General features: G+C 56.2%; 16 protein-coding genes and 1 pseudogene. 6 read left to right on the top strand and 11 right to left on the bottom strand.

Annotated features, from left to right (window positions below; translation table 11 throughout):
• The 11 genes from CYB_RS13100 to CYB_RS13050 all read right to left on the bottom strand — a co-directional run bounded on the left by CYB_RS13100 (window position 1) and on the right by CYB_RS13050 (window position 11,895).
• Window positions 1-2,238, bottom strand: a complete 2,238-nt coding sequence (locus tag CYB_RS13100) for a methyl-accepting chemotaxis protein (protein ID WP_011434293.1) — start codon at window positions 2,236-2,238, stop codon at window positions 1-3.
• Window positions 2,239-2,286: 48 nt separating this feature from the next.
• The gene (locus tag CYB_RS13095) at window positions 2,287-2,835 is read right to left on the bottom strand and encodes a chemotaxis protein CheW (RefSeq protein WP_011434292.1); all 549 of its coding nucleotides are present in this window, start codon (window positions 2,833-2,835) and stop codon (window positions 2,287-2,289) included.
• A 107-nt stretch (window positions 2,836-2,942) separates the two neighbouring features.
• Window positions 2,943-3,317, bottom strand: a complete 375-nt coding sequence (locus tag CYB_RS13090; RefSeq protein ID WP_011434291.1) for a response regulator — start codon at window positions 3,315-3,317, stop codon at window positions 2,943-2,945.
• A 47-nt stretch (window positions 3,318-3,364) separates the two neighbouring features.
• Window positions 3,365-4,609: a response regulator gene (locus CYB_RS13085; RefSeq protein WP_011434290.1), complete on the bottom strand. Its 1,245-nt coding sequence runs from the start codon at window positions 4,607-4,609 to the stop codon at window positions 3,365-3,367.
• Window positions 4,610-4,997: 388 nt separating this feature from the next.
• On the bottom strand, window positions 4,998-5,495 hold the full coding sequence (locus CYB_RS13080) for a bis(5'-nucleosyl)-tetraphosphatase (RefSeq protein WP_011434289.1): 498 nt from the start codon (window positions 5,493-5,495) through the stop codon (window positions 4,998-5,000).
• Between the two features lie 7 nt (window positions 5,496-5,502).
• Complete coding sequence (locus tag CYB_RS13075; RefSeq protein WP_011434288.1) at window positions 5,503-6,738, bottom strand: hypothetical protein; 1,236 nt, start codon at window positions 6,736-6,738, stop codon at window positions 5,503-5,505.
• A gap of 129 nt (window positions 6,739-6,867) precedes the next feature.
• Window positions 6,868-7,080, bottom strand: coding sequence for a hypothetical protein (locus CYB_RS13070; protein WP_238376814.1), 213 nt, complete (start codon window positions 7,078-7,080; stop codon window positions 6,868-6,870).
• 46 nt (window positions 7,081-7,126) lie between these two features.
• Window positions 7,127-9,199, bottom strand: coding sequence for an argonaute PAZ domain-containing protein (locus CYB_RS13065; RefSeq protein ID WP_238376813.1), 2,073 nt, complete (start codon window positions 9,197-9,199; stop codon window positions 7,127-7,129).
• Between the two features lie 232 nt (window positions 9,200-9,431).
• Entirely contained in the window at window positions 9,432-9,908 is a 477-nt protein-coding gene (locus tag CYB_RS13060; RefSeq protein ID WP_041436850.1) for a hypothetical protein, read from the bottom strand.
• Between the two features lie 58 nt (window positions 9,909-9,966).
• Window positions 9,967-10,944: a hypothetical protein gene (locus tag CYB_RS13055; RefSeq protein WP_187147244.1), complete on the bottom strand. Its 978-nt coding sequence runs from the start codon at window positions 10,942-10,944 to the stop codon at window positions 9,967-9,969.
• Window positions 10,945-11,283: 339 nt separating this feature from the next.
• The gene (locus tag CYB_RS13050) at window positions 11,284-11,895 is read right to left on the bottom strand and encodes a chromophore lyase CpcT/CpeT (protein WP_041436847.1); all 612 of its coding nucleotides are present in this window, start codon (window positions 11,893-11,895) and stop codon (window positions 11,284-11,286) included.
• A gap of 238 nt (window positions 11,896-12,133) precedes the next feature.
• Between CYB_RS13050 and CYB_RS15255 the strand changes: the two genes are divergently transcribed.
• The 6 genes and pseudogenes from CYB_RS15255 to CYB_RS13025 all read left to right on the top strand — a co-directional run bounded on the left by CYB_RS15255 (window position 12,134) and on the right by CYB_RS13025 (window position 17,413).
• Window positions 12,134-12,295 (top strand): hypothetical protein, encoded by a 162-nt coding sequence (locus CYB_RS15255; protein ID WP_187147243.1) that lies wholly within the window; start codon window positions 12,134-12,136, stop codon window positions 12,293-12,295.
• 236 nt (window positions 12,296-12,531) lie between these two features.
• On the top strand, window positions 12,532-13,050 hold the full coding sequence (locus CYB_RS13045) for a phycocyanin subunit beta (protein WP_011434282.1): 519 nt from the start codon (window positions 12,532-12,534) through the stop codon (window positions 13,048-13,050).
• A gap of 193 nt (window positions 13,051-13,243) precedes the next feature.
• Window positions 13,244-13,726 carry a phycocyanin subunit alpha gene (locus CYB_RS13040; RefSeq protein ID WP_011434281.1) on the top strand — a complete coding sequence of 161 codons (483 nt, stop codon included), beginning with the start codon at window positions 13,244-13,246 and terminating at the stop codon, window positions 13,724-13,726.
• A gap of 470 nt (window positions 13,727-14,196) precedes the next feature.
• Window positions 14,197-15,054: a phycobilisome rod-core linker polypeptide gene (locus tag CYB_RS13035; RefSeq protein WP_011434279.1), complete on the top strand. Its 858-nt coding sequence runs from the start codon at window positions 14,197-14,199 to the stop codon at window positions 15,052-15,054.
• 33 nt (window positions 15,055-15,087) lie between these two features.
• Complete coding sequence (locus tag CYB_RS13030) at window positions 15,088-15,918, top strand: HEAT repeat domain-containing protein (RefSeq protein WP_011434278.1); 831 nt, start codon at window positions 15,088-15,090, stop codon at window positions 15,916-15,918.
• Between the two features lie 252 nt (window positions 15,919-16,170).
• A pseudogene (locus CYB_RS13025) lies at window positions 16,171-17,413 on the top strand (RNA-guided endonuclease InsQ/TnpB family protein).
• Window positions 17,414-17,435 lie beyond the last annotated feature (22 nt).

The raw sequence follows: 17,435 nt of genomic DNA, 5'->3' as shown, positions 1-17,435 counted from the left end.
CTAAACCGCCTCCCCCACCTTGAAGGTGGACACAGAAGTCTGCAACTGACGGGCAACCGCCACCGTAGCCTGGAGAGAGTTGGCCACCTGCTGCGAGGCTGCCGCCGTCTGGGCGGCAATGTTGGCGATTTGCTGCATCAACTGGCGCACCGTTTGAGATGCATCTGCCTGGGCATCGGTGGAGCGGGCAATGGCCTGAAAGAGCTGGTTCACCTGCCGCGAGACTTCCACAATTTGTCCCAGGCTCTGCTTGGCTGCTTCCACCAAGCGGGTTCCCTCCACCACCTGGCCGGTGCTGGTTTCCATCGCCTGTACCACCTCGCCGGTTTCCCGTTGGATCCCTTCCACAATGCGCTCGATCTCGCGGGTGGCTTCTGCCGACTGGGCCGCCAGTGCCCCGACTTCCTCGGCGACCACCGCAAAACCTCGCCCTTCTTCGCCGGCACGGGCTGCCTCGATACTGGCGTTCACCGCCAAGAGGTTGGTTTTCAGCGCAATCTGGTTGATCAAGGACACCACCTTGGAAATCTGCTGGGAAGATTCCCCCAGCCGCTTCACCTTCTTGGCCGTTTCGGCCACCGTTTCCCGCAGTTGCAGGATGTTTTGCACTGTGCGATCCATAGTCAAGCTGCTGTTGATGGCCGTGGCGGCGGCAGATTCGGCAACGGTGGCGGCCTGTTGGGCTTTATCGGCTACCTCCTCGATTGAGAGCGTCATTTGCTCGACAGAGCGCAAGGTCTCTTCGATTTGGGTGGCCTGTCGGAGAGCGGCTTCGGCCAACTCGCGAATGGCTGCCTCGTCACGACCAATGGATTGGTTGACTTGACCGGCGGCCTGCTGCACTTGAATCACGATGTCGCGCAAGCTCTCGATAATGACGTTGAAAAAGTCCGCCATGATGCCAACTTGTCCGGCTGTTAGCTGCGCCCGCACCGTGAGATCCCCCCGCGAGGCTTCTGTGACCTCGCTGATAAGCTGCAGCAGCTCTCTTTGCAGCGCTTCCGACCGCTCCCGTTCCTGGGCGGCCACGGCTTTTTGCTCCAGCGCCCCCAGGTTACCCAAAGCTTGACCCAGGCGGTTGGCCAGCTCTGCCAAGGTTTTCTGTTCTTCGTCAGACCAGCTCTGGCTTTGGGCGCGGCCTATTGCCAAAAAACCGTAAAGCTCATCGCCACGCACCACCGGCGCTATCATCTCGGCTTTCAGTTGGGCTGTGGCCAGCCTCTGCAGGTAGTCGGCGCCCAGATCTGGCCTAGGCACCGGGCCAAAAGCGTAAACTTGCCCGCCGTGGAGAGCCTGCTGGATCGGAGCCGGGATCCTGCGGAGGAGGGTGCCCAAGGTGTCGGGCAGGCGGCTGTCGTGAGATTCAGCGATAACCTGCGCCTCTTCGGGAGCGGTCAAGCGATAGAAGGCCACTCGTTCGGCACCGAAGCGCTGGCGCATCTCGCCCAACAAGTCAGTTAGGGGATCGATCAGCTCTTGCTCTTGGCGAATCCGGGCAATATCGGCAAACCGCTGGGCCAGTCGGGTGTCGGAAACCTGTCGCTCGTAGGTGGCGTTGCGTTCCCGCACAAAGTTGCGCACCAGGATCAAAATGATCCCCCAGCTCAGCAGCAGAATCGGGAAGCTGATGCCGGAAAAGATCAAAGCCTGCAGCAGATTTTGCTCGTAAAGCTGGACGCTGGCCTGAATGTTGCTGCGAATGGCCTCCAGGGTTTGGTTGATCCCTTCGGCGTAGATGCGCTTTTGCTCTTCGTACTCAGGGCTGTGCAGCAAGTTGAAAGCCCGTTCCTGCTCGCCGGCCCGAATCAGATCAAAAGCCTGCACTTCCCACTCCACCAGCTTGATGTTGGCTGCTGTGGTTTTGGCTGCATAGGCTTCGTAAGAGGCGGGATCCAATTGCTGAATCTCCGCCAGCACCTCATCCAACTGAGGGACATGGATGTTGTAGCGCTCTTCCCAGGACAGATCCCCGCTGGCAGCGGCCATGCGGGCAGACATGGTCAAGACTTCATCCAAATAGATCACCTGATCGCTCAGGTTTTGCAGGGTGAACTGCCGCGAGATCGCCGGCTTGAACTCGAAATAGGTGCGGGCTACGCTGCCGGCAGAGACGGCAAACAGCAGGGAGCTGATGCCCAGAGGAAAACTGATTGCCAGGGCCAGGCGGGATCCCGCGACTTTGCGTTGGGGCCGGGAAGATGGAGCAGGCCTGAGAAAGAGGGGACGGAAGGAAACCATAGAATTTTGCCTTTAAGTGAGGGTAAGTCGGGGAAAAGGTCGCCAAGATCAAGGGTTTGCCGAGGAATCAACTGAGTTGAGCTTTTGGACAATGGCAAGAGGGTCGAGCACCCAGAGAGGCTCATCCCCTTCCAACACCAGCCCTTTGCAAGAGTCGTAGAAGTTCTCCAGTCGAAAGTTGTTTTGTGCTGCCTGGGCTTTTGTTAAGGGTTGGATCTCCTCGGCGGGCACTCGAGCTACTCCTTTCACGTGTTGGGTTGCCAGGCCCAAGCCTGTTCGCACTGGCGATGCAGAGCCCCCAAATTCTGGGCGCATCACCACCAAGTGGTGTTCGGGCTGCCCAAAGTCCAAGGGCTCTAGGCCGAGAAATTGCGGCAGATCCAGTCCCCAGAGAATGCGATTGCGATAGTTGAACAAGCCCAGCACCCATGCGGGCTGGTTGGGGAGAGGGGTAAAGTGGTGCGGGCCAACAATTAGAGCTTCCTGGGCAAATGCCATGGGCAAAAGGGCCCGACAGTCTACCCCCAACTGTAGATGTAAGTACAGCTCGCCGGTACGGGTAGAAGTAGGGCTGTGTGGGGAGAAAGCTACCGCCATTGCCGTTCTCGCTCTGCCAATTCTAAGACATCTCCTAAGAACAATTCGTGATAATCACAGGGATCCTAACTGGAGGCGCAGCTCAGCAAGGACAGGAGTGGCAAAAATCATGAGCTCGGGCTGAGCACTACTGATTTCACGGCCCGCAAAATGTCTTCGCGGGTAAAAGGCTTGGTCAGATAAAGATCGATCCCTTGCTTCATGCCCCAGAGTTTGTCCAGCTCTTGATTTTTAGAAGTACAGGCCACAACGGGCAACTTTTGGGTTTCCGGGTTTTTCTTGATTTGGCGGCACAATTCCAGCCCGCTCATGCCTTCCATGACCAAGTCCGTCAGCACCACATCGGGTTTGTCGTTGCGGATCTGCTGCAATGCCTCTTGGGCGTTGGCCACCGCTACCACCTGATAGCCTTCTGAGCGGAGGTAATCGCTGATGAGCTGTCGCTCCGAGGCCACATCTTCCACCACAAGAACTTTCACCATGATCGACATCTCCTTATCTCTTTTTCGACGAACCTTTAGAGGGATCCCTAGCTGAGATAGCGAAACACCATCTGCAGCAATTCTTCCTGCCGAAAGGGCTTGGTCAGGTAATCGGTGGCACCGGCCAGGCGCGCCTTCACCCGATCGATCAGACCTTTGTGGCCTGTGACCATCACCACCGGCACATCCTTTAACACGGAGGATTTGCGGATGAGGCTGCACAATTGGTAGCCATCCACGTTGGGCATACCCACGTCCAGCAGGATCAAATCTGGCTTGAGGGTGGTCAGCTTCATCAGGGCTTTCAAAGAGTCGCTGATGGTGTGAATGACCAGGTTGTGCCCTTCCAACAACCGCTGCAACTCGCTGAGCATGGCTTCGCTGTCGTCAATACAGGCCACAATCCAGGTTTTCGAGGCTTGGGGAGATGGGCCTAGATCTGCAAGCCCGTTGGCCAGGTGAAGAGGGACGGTGGGAGTTTCTGAGGGCTGTGATTCTGTCTCAAGCTTGGCCGAGTAGGTTTTGGGCAGCCGATCAAAGGGGGGCTGGGGATCCCGCAGGACAAGGATACCGGCTTTGACCAGAGGATGTAGGCGGCGAGCGATCTGGAGGTCGTCTTGATCGAGAAGGGCGCTCAACTGGCGGAAGCTAAACCCCTTCAGTAACCGGCCTAGCCGTTCCTGTTGCTCGGCGGGAAGGCGTTCTGCCTGGGCCCGGCTGGCAAAGTAGGGCCGTTGGTAGGGGGAGGTGATCTCAGGCCCCAAAGATTGCCATGCCCGTAGCCGCTTTTGGATCAGGTCGAGCAGGGATCCCCCATCCCACTGGCCCAGGGTGGGCACGTTGTCCAGTGGGATGATCTCCTGCTGAAAGCCCCCTGGAACCAGCAACAGATTTTGCAGCACCTCCTCGCCGATCCAAGCATTCAACCTGCGCGCAGCTTCCCAAGGCAGCAGTTGCTCCGTTACCATCCAACTCAGCCCCAGAAGGTCTGCAGGTAGAGGCCCAGTCTCCTGAGCCAATAGCGCCTCCACCTGCCGATGGATGCGTAGGCAATTTTGGCGAGTCAGAGAAAAGACTTGATGGCTGAGCCGACGCAGGTGGCGATCCAAGCGCTCCAAGGGCTCCAAGCTGTGGTGAGCAAACCCCAGGCGACCTTGGTGAAACACCAATGACCAAGTGCCCAGCCCCTCCCCTTTGTCCAAGGCACTGAAATACCGAACAACTCCTGTGAAGCTGACCTCTGCGTTCAGCAGATGGGCCGAGACTTCTGTACAGACGGGGGGACGGTTCATGGGTCGAGAGGACGTGCTCGGACAATTTCCTGCGCTGAGGTTGATGACACGACTGAAGTCTTAGCTACCCCACAAGCCGGTGAAAAAATGCTTTCCAGAATACAGTTCAAGCCCAGCCCTGACCCAGACGAGATCTTTAGATGAGCCAAGCCCAACAAGACGGCCAAGGCTGCACGAACTCAAAGGCAGTTTCAGCGTTCAATCCGTATTCAGAAAAACTCTCCTCCTGGGGAGATCGATGACTATTGCTCATCAGCCAATCTCTAAAGGTGAAGGCTATCCCTCAGATTGTCTGCTGGCTTTCTTACTCGGGAACTTCCCACGGAAAGCCTGCAGGACAAGATAATAAAGGTAACCCCGATAAACCTCTTCCGTAAAAATACGGAACTTAGGTCTTCTCCAATTTCCAAAGCTGCTCCAGGTGGGCTTGGCAGCGGCGCAGCAGTTGCCGACTTTCTTCAAAGCTGATCTGCTCCAAGGCTTCGGGGTAGGAGCACCAGCGGTAGGCGGCCACCTCCTCCGGTTGCACCTGCAGGGCCGGAGGAGGAAATTGGGGCGGCAGCAAGGCCACGTAGTAGGTAACGGTTTTGGCCACTCGGTTCCCCTCGGGATCCGTAAAGGTGTAGGCTTCCTGCAGCGTCAAAGGGTCAGACTGGCCGGGCAGGGTCAGAAGCTGGTAGTCGGTCAAGCCGGTTTCCTCTCGCAATTCTCGCTGCGCCGCCTCCAGGTCGCTTTCGGAGCTATCCTTGTGCCCTTTTGGGAAAGCCCAATGCCCCTTCTGGTGCTGGATGAGCAGATACAAATGCGAAGAGCCGGGTCCGGGAGCTTCCTGGGCGGGTGGGTGGGGCAGGATGGGGATCACCCCATAGGCAGCATCTATCAGCATTGGGGAGCTAATCTCCAAAGAGTTTGATGGCTGGCGGCTTAGGAGCGAAGACCTCGTTGGGATCCACCTGCGGGCGCTCTACCCCCTGCAGGGGCGAGAGGGGGCGACCGGTGTCGAATTGGAAGAGATAGATGGGCAACTGGCCATTCCCCAGAGGCAAAAGAGCTAAAGTATCGATTTGGGTCAGGGCGTTGCGGCTGGTGGGTCGGGTTAGGTTGAAAGCAACGATTCGGTCTTCCAAGGAATTGTCCGGGCTGGAGCGCCGGCCCAGGCCAATGCTGAACTGCTGGTTGCCCTGCTCATCCACTCCCAAGGCCCGCACATCTCCCAACTCCGCTTGAGGAGCGCTCCCCGGCAGGCCGGCTACCACCGGCGGCGCATCCACCGGCGGCTGCGAAGGCAAAAAGCGCAACTGCGTCCCTTCTGGCAAAATGCGGTAGTCCTGGTAGTCATGCTGGATGGACAGGGATCCCCTGAACACGCGGCGGTTCAGGCCCTCCAGGGTCCAAAAGCCATAGCCCAAATTGATGCGGGTGCTCTCCGGCAGCCAGTAGCGCTCCCCTCCCTCGGGAGCTGGCACCGCCGTAAACCCCATCAGGACATAGGCCTGCCCCCACACCCCCGACAAAAACAGCAACACCTGCCGCGGCAGCCCCGACTGCGGATCCAGCCACAGCTCCCGCAACTGGCCTTCCTGAATGGGCTCTAGGCGCAAGTGCTGGACAGGGGATCCAGCCAAATCCACCCGTTCTGAGGAGAGGACGCGGTAGCGGCTGGGATCCGCCTTCAAGTAAAAGCTCACCGAGGGCAAGAGGGCTTCCGGTCGGCTCACATACACCGAGTACAGCTGCAGCAGATCCGACTGGTTCACCACTTCCAATTGGCGCGAATCCAAGAGGCGGATGCGATCCCCTTCGGCTACCCAAGCCTGCCAACTGCCGTCGCGGCGGTAGAGCACATCCAACGTGGCTGTGAAGGTTTGGGATCCCTCCACCCGCACCTGCTGGCGATATTGCAAGTTGGGCAAAGGGGGCAATTGCTCTAGAGCGGCGTTGTAGCGCTCCAGCCAAGCTTGGGGATCCTGCTTAGGGCTGGCAAGAGAAGAGGGAGCCGATTGGGCCACGGCTGGATCCCCTGACGGCAGACCGACCAGTCCCGTTGCCAGGAACACCACCCCGCCGAGATAGCCCCAGCCTCGAAGGGATCCCTGCCGCTTCCTAAATTGGGAGGGCTCAGGGAACATCAGCTCACCTCGCAACACCGCTCTTGCTGCCCTTCTTGTCGCTGCTTGTGCCCGGATCAGAGCGCTTCCCACACCTGAGAGAAAGCGTTCGGAAGGGATCCCTACTCTCTGCCCGCCGATTGAGTACGCCTATTCAATGGAAATGGATTGGGGGCCGTCGGAGCGACCGGAAGGCGGGGGCTCCTCCACCCTCAGCCCCTGGGACTCCAGCCAACTGCGCAGCGGATCTTGCTTCACATCCAAACGCAGCAGGCCGCTGAGAAAACCGCCACAGAACGGAACAGGATTGCTCAGAAAGGTCTTCCAGACCTCATTCATCTCCATAGCCGCAACACCAACCACCCCCCCAATCCTAGCAAGGCCGGCAGGTGGGGATCCCCTCCCTTGGCTAGACGGCAATCAACTTCTCTCGGTTTATGTTCTGCAGCACACTAAAAATGCTGTTGCCAATGCGCTGGAACTCTTTACTGCTTTTGTCGGCAAAGTGCAATACCCAAGGAAGCCTACAGGCTTGAAAACCACTGGCGGGATGAAGCTGGGAGAGATGGTAAGTTTGTATAGCCAGAACTTCCAAAGGAGTGTTGCCGTGTTCATGGACAACTCGCAGCGGTCTTGCGCTGCCAATTGGCACCGAGGACTTCTTAATGGGCTGGCTTGTTACGAGCATAAATGACCTTCGTTCATGGTCAAAAATGACAGTGCCCATTGCAGCGTCTCTATAGCTTCCTTTTTCCTCTCTTCCCATTCTGACTGTGCCACTTTTGCGCACTCCAACAATATCCACAGCAATCTTTTCTTTTCTTAGTTCCTCAATTGTTTTATCAAATTCGCCTCTTTGAACTAAGCCATCCCTCATCAAAAGAACCTTTCTAGGGTATCGATGAAATTTGTTGTAGAATCTATTGACGAGCTTGGACACGGTTTGATAAATTGCCTCGCCGGAAAAAGTTTCTCCTCTTTGTATATCGGGCAACTCCCAGCCTAAGCTTTGACCATTGGCCAGTACCGCGAAGGCAGAGGTTCCGTAGTAAAGCTCTCGATTCGTCCCCACATCAAAACCAATGGTAAGCTCGGAGCACTCAGGATGATCGAGGGGTTCAAGCAACACGGGTTGCCACGCAGCTTTACACAGAAGTCCTAGTACGACATTTAGAGCTTTGTAGGGGTCAGCTCCAGGAATCATAAACTGAGTTGCTATTCCTGCTCGAAGTGCTTGCAAGCGGATCTTTTGCTTGTGCTCATTAGGCGACAAGGGCATGACAACCAGAACGGTTTTGATCCCTTTGTCGGCCCAGCTTTGCCAAAACCTCTGTTGAGCAAGGTCGCCTTCAGGCAAATCTTGACGGGTTGCGTAAAAGTCTATTTCAACTCTTGCTCCGCTCTTTTTAGCTACTTCAAGTAGGCACTTGCGAACCTCAGTAGGATACTCACGTTTATTATCGTCAAGATTTAGAAGTCCAAACTTTGTCTCGCCAACTCTTGCACATCCTTGGTACCTAACTCTCGCGGGGTTTTGGACTTGTCTATGACCAAACCCCAATAGCCTTGGACTTGGCATAATGTATCCTTCTGCTTTTAGGGGATCAGCCTGAAAGTCAGAAATATTGTAGACATTTTCTATAATAGTTTTTGCGGTCTCTTTAGACTCTTTCAATCTCTCTTCTAAACTTTTTCTGATGTGCTCGCTAACCAAGGAGCTAACTTTTTTGCCAGTCCATCTTTGATCTTCTATACTTGCTAGCATCTCCAAAGTTAAAACAGGCGACAGTCTCCGCGATAGATGAAGGATAGGCTCTGCCTTTTGTCTGAAATTGCGTTCTCTCGAGACCACTTGAACCACCAGAGAGCCATCAACTTCTTCTGGAGTTGCTCCGTACTTCTGTACATGATAATCCGCTAAGCTAGTGTTTAGCTCCGCTAACCATACTTCCCTTGGCGACTGATTGGAAATAATGCCTCGATACTCCCAAGTTGGGTATTTATTATTTTTTGTCCTGTATGTGTTTCGTACAATTTCAATTGAGACATCTGGGTAATTTTCCAGCCACTCATGCAGCGTCCATGGGCTGTAGAAATGGTATCGGATGTCGATCTCTAGATAGAGCTTCTTATCTTGTCTAATAACAACGTCTAGCTCTCTTCCTCTGTGAACCTCCCACCCATCTCCGCAAAGTGGTTTTACTCCTTCCGAGTCCTCAATCCGTTCTACTCCTTCCAGACCCGTAACCCACCAGATCAATCCTCCTCCTGTTGATCGCTCAATCTCTGTTCTTTTGTACTTAGATCTTAGACTCCAATCTAGTTTCTTGCGCTCGAAAGTTTCTAGAGCCTGTCTCTCTGTAGGGTCTGTACAATCTAGAGCCTTAGAACCAAGCTCTTCCAACTCCCATTCCTCTGTTTTGAGTTTACTGGCCGGAACTTTTTCTCGGGTTATGATGCGATTTCCCAGACGAACAGCCATTACACCTAGCTGATTACAAATCTTGGAGAGAGCCCTCTGCTCCTCTCCTAGATCTGGAAGAGGGTTTGGCCTGCAACTATACTCATAGAAGGTGAGCTCTTCTTGAGTTAGCTCCTTGACGAAGAAGCGATTAAGAGTAACCTCAACTTTCTTCTGGAGTAAATTCATTGGCAGACTCTAGTTTCAAGTTTCTCTCTAGGATCTCTAGGATAAGCTCTAATTCTCCTGCTCTTCACGAGGGATCTCCAAACAACCCTGGCGGAGCCAAATCTCTGCTGATCGCCTCCGCCTGAAACCGACCGCTCATGCCCACCACCTGCCACTCAGCACTGCGATCCCCCTGGCGGAAGCGCAGCCGTCGGGCTCGCAAGGGCACCACTTCTACGACTTCTACCGGAAAGTGTTGGTATTCGCCCAAGTACTCCCGGTAATCCGGAGGTAAGTTTGAATGACTGTGGATTTGAATCCAAAACACCCGTCCCGCTTCGTTGCCATAGGCGCGGATCTGCTCTTGACCTCGGTATTGCTCCACCCCCCGCAAGCGCTGTCGCCCCACCGGCATGGGCTGTGCCCATTCGGGCAAGGGATCCCCTAAGCTCACGGCCCACCCTGGCCCACCTAGCCCCAACCAACACAACAACAGCAGTCCCCAAACCCAAGGCCATCTGTGCAGCGTGCTGTTCCCGGTTTTCAAGGCTCGGCCGAACATGGCAAGTTCTTCTCCGCAAGTGATCCCAATGCTTTTGGATGTTGAAAACAACTTCGTCTCAACGTAGGCGAAAGCCGATCCGACCGCCTTCAATATCAAAGGCAACGTCGATATTGAAAAACAGCGGCATGCCCAACAGTTGCACCCCCTGGTTGCCGTTGACGAAAATCCGATCCCGGCTGGGCGTAATGGGAAAGCCAACCCGAATGCGGTAGTCAAAAGCCCCCTCCAGCACAGCTCGCCACTCTGCCCCAGGGGGTAAGGTCGAGGTGGAGAAGGGAGCTGCCCCCAACAGCCTGACATTGAGAAAAATGTCGGAAGAACCACTGTCAAAAACGGTGGGGCTGAGAGCATTTTGAATAGAAGTGTTGCTGATGCTGTAGGCCACTTGCAAAGCCTCATCCCGCCAGATGGGTGTGCCGTCGGGAAAGCTTCCCACCTGGGGAAACTGCCGGAAATTGAAGCCGACGGTGTTGGCAGCCGTTAGGCCAACCGTGAACAGGCCCTGGGTGGAGTTGAAGCCCCCCGTTTGAATAATGTACCCAGAGCGGAAATTGCCCGGAAGGCGGGTGAGCGGACTAAACAGCTCGCGGTCGGGGCTGCGCTCATCCAAGGACGTGCCTAGGATCCCGGCGAAGGGCCGCCCTTCTCCAAACAAGTTCTCTGAACAACTGGCCACCAGGGCGTCCACACAGGTGATCCGGTCGATCAACTGAATCGTTACCGGCTCCCGACTGGGGATCCCTCCTATGCTGAAGGGGGCGCGGGCCAACACCCCGATAAATTGCGTGCCATCTCCGAACGTCACAGTGGAAGGGATCCCCGTCCGTTCCAGGCCAAAGCGACCTGCTGCTGTCGCTATGATGCGCAAACCTGCCGAGCCGGTATCCAGTAACACCTCAGCTCCGCTCCCGGCCACCCCCACTGTCAGGCCCAGGAGCTTGAAGCGGCTGTTGCCCAGGGTACGCACTGGCATGGGAATCGACTCGGTTCCCGGTTGAGGTGGGAGAGGGATCAACGCAGGGGGGGAAGCCACAGATTCCCCCTGGCCAGAACAGCCGGCACCGAGCAGCAGCAAGGCCAAGATCCCAACTAGGGCGATTGCCATTCCCCAAGGGCTGTGCCAAGCCCGCCCAGACCGTGGCTCATTCTTTGGGCTTGACCTCACCTGCATTGAACACCCACACTAAGCCGATAAGGAGCGTATCCTGTCTGCAAGCGGCAAAGAACATTCCCATTGCCAGCATGCTCGAACCCGGAAGCATCGCGCGGCAATATTGGATCCCGGCCAAAGACAGTGTACACAAGGCCGACTGAGGGAGAGTGCGCAATACCGTCGTCAACTGTGGGGTTGCAGGGCTGGCTGGGCCGAAGCCTACAGCAGCAGCTCTGCCTGCCAATCGACCACTTTTTGGAAGCGAAAAGCGCCTGCCAGGGCTCCCCAAACCTGTCGGTGGGTGATGGGATCCATCCCTCGGTCATGGCTGCAAAACTCGCTCTCGCTCAGGTGCAAGGTGGTCTGCAAATAGGTGGCTTGGCCGTTGCGCACCACGCAACACCGGCACCCCGGCTCCGTCACGCCGACAAAGAGGGATCCCTGCCTCTTCACATGCACATCACACCCCTCTAGATAGGCCAGATCGGCAGCCTGCAGTTGACTCAGTTGGTCTGCCCTCTCCCGAGCACAGCCCCGCCACCGCTGCGGCTCCAGAGGGCGGTAGTTGCGAATCACGATCCCAGCGCTTGCCTGAGTCAATTCCACCACCGCCTGCCGATAGGGATCTTCCAAATGGCCGCTGTAGGCTTGCTCCACATAAAAGCCGATCCCGCCCAAAACGTGGGCCGGCAAGGGGCGGTAGGCCACCCGGATCTGGGCAAAAAACGGTGGATTTTCCCAGGCTTGCTCTTGGTTGCTGAAGTCTCCTGCAAGCCAACGCGCCATCTGCAGCAGCTCTGGGGAAGGAGTGCGATCCAACCCAATAGGCATAAGCGGGCATCCAGAACTTCTGTAAAAGGTGTGTACCGAAAATCTTAGGGAATCAAGTGTTAAATTATGTATCCTTTATGAGAATGTTCGCTCTGACACTGAAATGGCTCCCTTCCAAGCCGCAAAGCCGCGATTGAGGCTGACATCTTTCTTCACATTGTAAAGCTAGGTCAAGAAACGTTCTCTTTTGTAAAAAACTGCCGCTACGAAAGATAGGGAGCATTGGCCGGGATCCCAGATGGGAAACAGATTGAAAACCGATCTAAGCCTTTTTGCGCGAGGTAAAGCCGATTTACATTTTTTGATTTCATCGCTTCTTGCCTTCGCGGTAGAAAAAGACTGGAAACAAGGCGAGCCAACTTCTTCTCGTCTGCCAGTTGAGGTTGCCAGCAGCGGCTGAGGCTTCTTGTCCAAGTCCGATCCCTTGGATGAAGGCCTGGATCTGGGAGCGAGCTTCGCTTGCTCATCTTGGTTCTATCGGCTTTGATCCCGTCGGCGGTTCTGTGAGTTAAACAGCACCTCTCGGCACTGGGGATCCAAGCGGTGTTGCATTCCTGGCCGGCAGGTGCTCTCTTGTCCGCTGCAGGGAATGTGGATTCATAACCTCTTTTACTTTCGCTAGGGAGATTCAAAACCATGAACGATGTATTTGGCAAAGTTGTTGCCCAAGCTGACTCCAAAGGCGCTTTTTTGGGAGAGAACGAGTTTGCCGCTCTCCAGCAGGTAATTGCTGAGGGGAACAAGCGTTTGGATGCTGTGAACCGCCTCACCAGCAATGCCTCCAAGATCGTGACCGATGCCATCCGTCAGTTGTTTGCCGAGGAGCCCAATTTGAACGCTCCCGGTGGCCCTGCCTACCCCAGTCGTAACGTAGCCGCCTGTATGCGGGACATGGACATTATTCTCCGCTACATCACCTACGCCGTGGCAGCCGGAGATGCCAGTGTGCTGAACGAGCGCTGCTTGAACGGCCTGCGGGAAACCTATCAAGCCTTGGGCACCCCCGGTAGCTCGGTGGCCAACGGCATCCAAAAGATGAAAAAGGCTGCGGTGGCGGTGGTAAACGACCCCAACGGCATCACCCGGGGGGACTGCAGCGCTCTGATTGCCGAAATCGAATCCTACTTCGATCGCGCTGCTGCCGCTGTGGTTTGATCCCTTGTGGACTGAAGTTTCTGTTGTGTCCGGATCCAGTTGTGAAGACCTCTCTGGGATCTAAGACAACTCGGGTTGGCAGGGGATCCCTAGAAAAGCAACTTTTTTTGCAGCGATTTTGCAGTTGAGACTTTGAATCTTTTGCTTTGTTCTTTGCATTGAGCTTGAGTTAAGTAAAGGAGCGTTTTGAATCATGCAAACCCCAATTGTTGACGCCATCGCCACTGCCGACAGCCAAGGGCGCTACCTGAGCAACAGCGAATTGCAGGCCATCAATGGCCGTTTTCAGCGGGCTGCCGCCAGTATGGAAGCCGCTCGAGTTCTGAGCAGCCGTGCCGACGAGCTGGTGCGCGGTGCCACCGAAGCCGTTTACGCCAAGTTCCCCTACACCACCCAACCCGGTGGGCAGTGCCACACCCAAGCTGGCAAGGACAAGTGCGCCCGTGACGTGCGCCACTACCTGCGCTACATCACCTACTGCTTGGTAGCCGGTGGCACCGGTCCTCTGGACGAGTATCAGTTGGCCGGGATCCGCGAGATCAACGCCGCTTTTGAACTCTCCCCCAGTTGGTTCATCGAAGCCCTGCGCTACATCAAAGCCAACCACGGCCTGACCGGGCAAGCGGCCACCGAAGCCAACACCTACATCGACTACGCCATCAACGCGCTCAGCTAAACCCTTGGCTTGGGATCCCTCTAAAAGGGCGACGCCGGCTAGCCAGTTGGCTCATCCCATAAACCAGGGGGGATGGCGAGGGAAGGTTGTTGAGGGCAACGGTGGTGAGCCTGCTACGTTGCGGAGAGATACGTTTGACCACGTGGGTTTGCGGATCAGTCTCCCCAATTAGGAAGGCGCCACTGTTGCTCTTCTGCAGCTTGGGGCTGCCGATTTTTGATTTCTAATTTTAGTTTTCGATTTCTACAGTCGTTTCAGGCTAGGGTGAGACGCCTGGGCTATTGATCGCGCCAGCGGGACGGAGTCCTTGAAAAGCCTTTTGGCCCCCTGCATTATTGCTCCGCAACGCCGACGCGACGACGCAACCAACACTTTAGGTGTGGGTGCAATGTCCTAGCTTGAATCGAAATGACCCTAAACGCAAGCTTGTTCTCAATCTGTGTCCATTCAGTTCAATCGGGGGAATTAGCATGAGTGCAATTACAGCGGCAAGCCGGATGGGGATCCGGGGCATTACGGAGACCACCCCACTGGAGTTGCGCCCCAACGCCAGCCAGGATCAGCTCAATGCGGTGCTGCGGGCCATCTACCGTCAGGTGCTGGGCAACGACCATTTGTTTGGGGCCGATAGGAAGGAGCTAGCCAGTGCGGAATCGCTGCTGCGCCAGGGCAGCCTGACGGTGCGGGAGTTTGTGCGATTGATCGCCAAGTCCGAAGCCTACAAAAAGCGGTTTTTCTACCCCAACTCGCAAACCCGGGCCATCGAGCTCAATTTCAAGCATCTGCTGGGACGCGCTCCCACCAGCCCCAAAGACATCGCCCGCCATTTGGACATCTACCAATCTGGCGGCCACAGCGCGGAGATCGATTCCTACATCGACAGCCCAGAATACCTAGAAGCTTTTGGAGACAACATCGTCCCCTACCCGCGTGGGTTTGAATACCGCAAGGCTCATTCCACCCGCGACTTTACCAATCTCTTCGCTCTCTACGGGGGCTACGCCAACAACGATCGCTCCCAAGGGCCCAGACCCCGTCTGATGATGCCTTTGGCCACCGGGTTTACCCCGGCCATTCGCCGCATTGGGGTGCGGGGCCTGCTGCCGCCCAGCCCCATTTCCAAACACCTGGGGCCGCCAACGGGCCAGTCGGATCGCATGTTCTGTGTGGAAGTGACCCGACTGCTGAATCCGCCTTCGGCGCTGGCCACTTCCAGCCGAGTGCGCAAATCCAACCAGCAGATTTTCGTCTCTGCCGATCAACTGTCGGCGACAATGCAGCGGTTGCTCAAATCGGGCGCCAAGATCGTCAGTGTCCGCAGCGCTTAATCCCTTCTCGGTGTCCTCTCCGTTGTTGATTCCATGACCACTGCTGTTCCTCTGGATCCCAATCCGTCGGTGGATCTCACCCCGGCTGGACAAATCGCCAAGCTGCGCCACGGGGATCCAGGGGAACGCTACTATGCGGCTTGGTGGCTGGGGCGCATGCGCATTGCCGAAGGGATCCCGGCCCTGATCGAGGCCCTGGCCGATGAAACGGATCGCACCGCTCAAGGGGGATATCCGCTGCGGCGCAACGCTGCTCGTGCTTTGGGTAAACTGGGATCCCTCGCCGGGATCCCTCCCCTGAAGGCGGCTTTGTCTTGCTCCGATGGCCAAGTGGTGGCAGCGGCTGCCCAGGCGCTGGTTGAGATTGCCCTTGCCAACAACCTCAACAGGGATCCCGACGAAGTGGAAAAGCTGGGATCCGCTTTGCTGGAAGGGCTGCGCCGTGTGGAGCGAGGACTGCAAACAGAAGCCCAAGCCGCCCTAGAGGCCATTGTCGAGGCTCTTGGACAACTGCAGGTGGCTGCTGCCCTGGAGCCAATTCGTCCTTACCTAGAGCACACTTCCATCCGTTTGCAATGTGCGGCGGCACGGGCCTGCTATCGTCTCACCGGGGATCCGGCCTTTGCCCAGCCTCTGCTGTCGGTGTTGAATCACCACAACATCCATCTGCGGCGGGCTGCCCTTTTGGATTTGGGGGCCAGTGGCTATTTGCCGGCAGCACAAGCCATTGCGGTGGCGGCGGTGGAGGTCAACCTGAAGCTCCTCGCCCTCAAACAGTTGGTGGAGATCAACCTGGAACAACATCAAAGGATCCCCGGCACTGAGCTGCAGCAGGTGCTGCGGCTGATCGACGAGCTGCTGTGAGCGGTGGTGCTTCTGGGCCCTTGCTGTTCACATTAGCGGGACGGAGTCCTTTGCAACTGACCTATCAAGGCATTGCCCATGAGTTTGTGCATCCCTCTGCAGCGATTCAAAGCCGTCAGAATCTGTCCGCTCGGCACCACGGTTGGGCTCCGTGGCTGTAGCACTGCCTCAGCTAGAAATCGCAGGAGCCCCGCACTGTACCCGTAGGGTCAGTGCCGGGAGGAATGCGCTTTGATGAAGTACAATGAACTTATGAGCCAAGTCCTGACCATATCCTGCAAGCTCAAGGTGTCCCCGTCGCAAGCCGCCAAATTGGACGCGACTTTGGAGGCTTTTGGCCAAGCCTTGAATTGGGTCAACCAGAACACGCCGGAGAAGATCGTCAACGCGGTCAAGCTGCAATCCCTTTGCTACTACGAGATTCGAGCCCGGTTTGGCTTGTCCAGTAACTTGGCAAGGACTACGTCCCGCTTACGCGACCAACAGGTGTGCAGACGGGTAGCGGGTTCCCGCAAAGTGGCTAAGCAGAAAAAGCGTCCCGTCAAGGAGTTTAAGAGCGGCTTTGTTACCTACGACGCTCGCATCTTTTCGTTCCGTCAAAAAGACTGGACGGTGTCGCTGACCACGGTTGAAGGGAGAGAACGCTTTGAGCTAGCCATTGGTAACTACCAGAGGGGAATGCTGGCTGGCTCTAACCCCAAATCGGCCACCCTAGTCCAGCGGAAGGATGGCTCCTACTACATCCAGATTTGCGTAGAGAAAAAGCCACCCAAGCAACAAGATACCGACAAGGTGATCGGGGTGGACTTTGGAAGGACAGATATTGCCCATACGTCAGACGGGGACAACTGGAATGGACAGCAGTTGAACAGAGTCCGAGACCACTACTCCCGGTTGAGGGCGGTACTCCAACGCAAAGCCAGTAAGGGCACCCGCAGTTCGCGGCGCAGATGCAGAGAACTGTTGCAACGGCTGTCTGGCAAGGAGAGACGCTTTCAGTCGCGTCAGCGTTGCGTAGCAAAAACGTGGGTCAATCATCGCATCTCCAAAGCTATTGTCTCTAGGGCAAAAGCTACCAACAGCGCTATTGCTCTGGAAGACCTGACAGGGATCCGGGAAAGGGTCAATCAACAGCCACGCAGCAAAGCCGAGCGGCGTAGGACCAACAGTTGGGCGTTCTACCAACTACGTCAGTTTCTGGAGTACAAGGCGAGGGTTGCAGGGGTTTCTCTGATTCTTGTTCCGCCCGCCTACACGTCGCAGACCTGTCACAAGTGTTTACACATCCATCCCGATCCTGCGCAATCCTACCGCAGTGGCAAGTCGTTCAAGTGTGGGCACTGTGGATGGGAAGGGGATGCGGATTTGAATGGTGCGAATGTGATTGCGCTCTTGGGGGCTGTCGTAAACCAGCCTAGAGGTTCGTGGTTGGCTTGCCAACTGCAGGGCTACCGAAAGCCCGCTCCGTACCGCTTTAGCGGTCGGAGTCGGGTAGTTTACTTTGTTGTTGAGGCAGT

The organism is Synechococcus sp. JA-2-3B'a(2-13) (genome assembly GCF_000013225.1).
GTDB lineage: Bacteria > Cyanobacteriota > Cyanobacteriia > Thermostichales > Thermostichaceae > Thermostichus.
The sequence above is the reverse complement of the archived record's forward strand: the minus strand, read 5'-3'. Positions and strand labels throughout refer to the sequence as shown.

Excerpts from the sequence above, each read along its gene's own strand:
- CYB_RS13100 (WP_011434293.1), bottom strand. The coding sequence starts at position 2,238 with ATGGTTTCCTTCCGTCCCCTCTTTCTCAGGCCTGCTCCATCTTCCCGG.
- CYB_RS13095 (WP_011434292.1), bottom strand. The coding sequence starts at position 2,835 with ATGGCGGTAGCTTTCTCCCCACACAGCCCTACTTCTACCCGTACCGGC.
- CYB_RS13090 (WP_011434291.1), bottom strand. The coding sequence starts at position 3,317 with ATGGTGAAAGTTCTTGTGGTGGAAGATGTGGCCTCGGAGCGACAGCTC.
- CYB_RS13085 (WP_011434290.1), bottom strand. The coding sequence starts at position 4,609 with ATGAACCGTCCCCCCGTCTGTACAGAAGTCTCGGCCCATCTGCTGAAC.
- CYB_RS13080 (WP_011434289.1), bottom strand. The coding sequence starts at position 5,495 with ATGCTGATAGATGCTGCCTATGGGGTGATCCCCATCCTGCCCCACCCA.
- CYB_RS13075 (WP_011434288.1), bottom strand. The coding sequence starts at position 6,738 with ATGTTCCCTGAGCCCTCCCAATTTAGGAAGCGGCAGGGATCCCTTCGA.
- CYB_RS13065 (WP_238376813.1), bottom strand. The coding sequence starts at position 9,199 with ATGGCTGTTCGTCTGGGAAATCGCATCATAACCCGAGAAAAAGTTCCG.
- CYB_RS13060 (WP_041436850.1), bottom strand. The coding sequence starts at position 9,908 with ATGTTCGGCCGAGCCTTGAAAACCGGGAACAGCACGCTGCACAGATGG.
- CYB_RS13050 (WP_041436847.1), bottom strand. The coding sequence starts at position 11,895 with ATGCCTATTGGGTTGGATCGCACTCCTTCCCCAGAGCTGCTGCAGATG.
- CYB_RS15255 (WP_187147243.1), top strand. The coding sequence starts at position 12,134 with ATGGGAAACAGATTGAAAACCGATCTAAGCCTTTTTGCGCGAGGTAAA.
- CYB_RS13045 (WP_011434282.1), top strand. The coding sequence starts at position 12,532 with ATGAACGATGTATTTGGCAAAGTTGTTGCCCAAGCTGACTCCAAAGGC.
- CYB_RS13040 (WP_011434281.1), top strand. The coding sequence starts at position 13,244 with ATGCAAACCCCAATTGTTGACGCCATCGCCACTGCCGACAGCCAAGGG.
- CYB_RS13035 (WP_011434279.1), top strand. The coding sequence starts at position 14,197 with ATGAGTGCAATTACAGCGGCAAGCCGGATGGGGATCCGGGGCATTACG.
- CYB_RS13030 (WP_011434278.1), top strand. The coding sequence starts at position 15,088 with ATGACCACTGCTGTTCCTCTGGATCCCAATCCGTCGGTGGATCTCACC.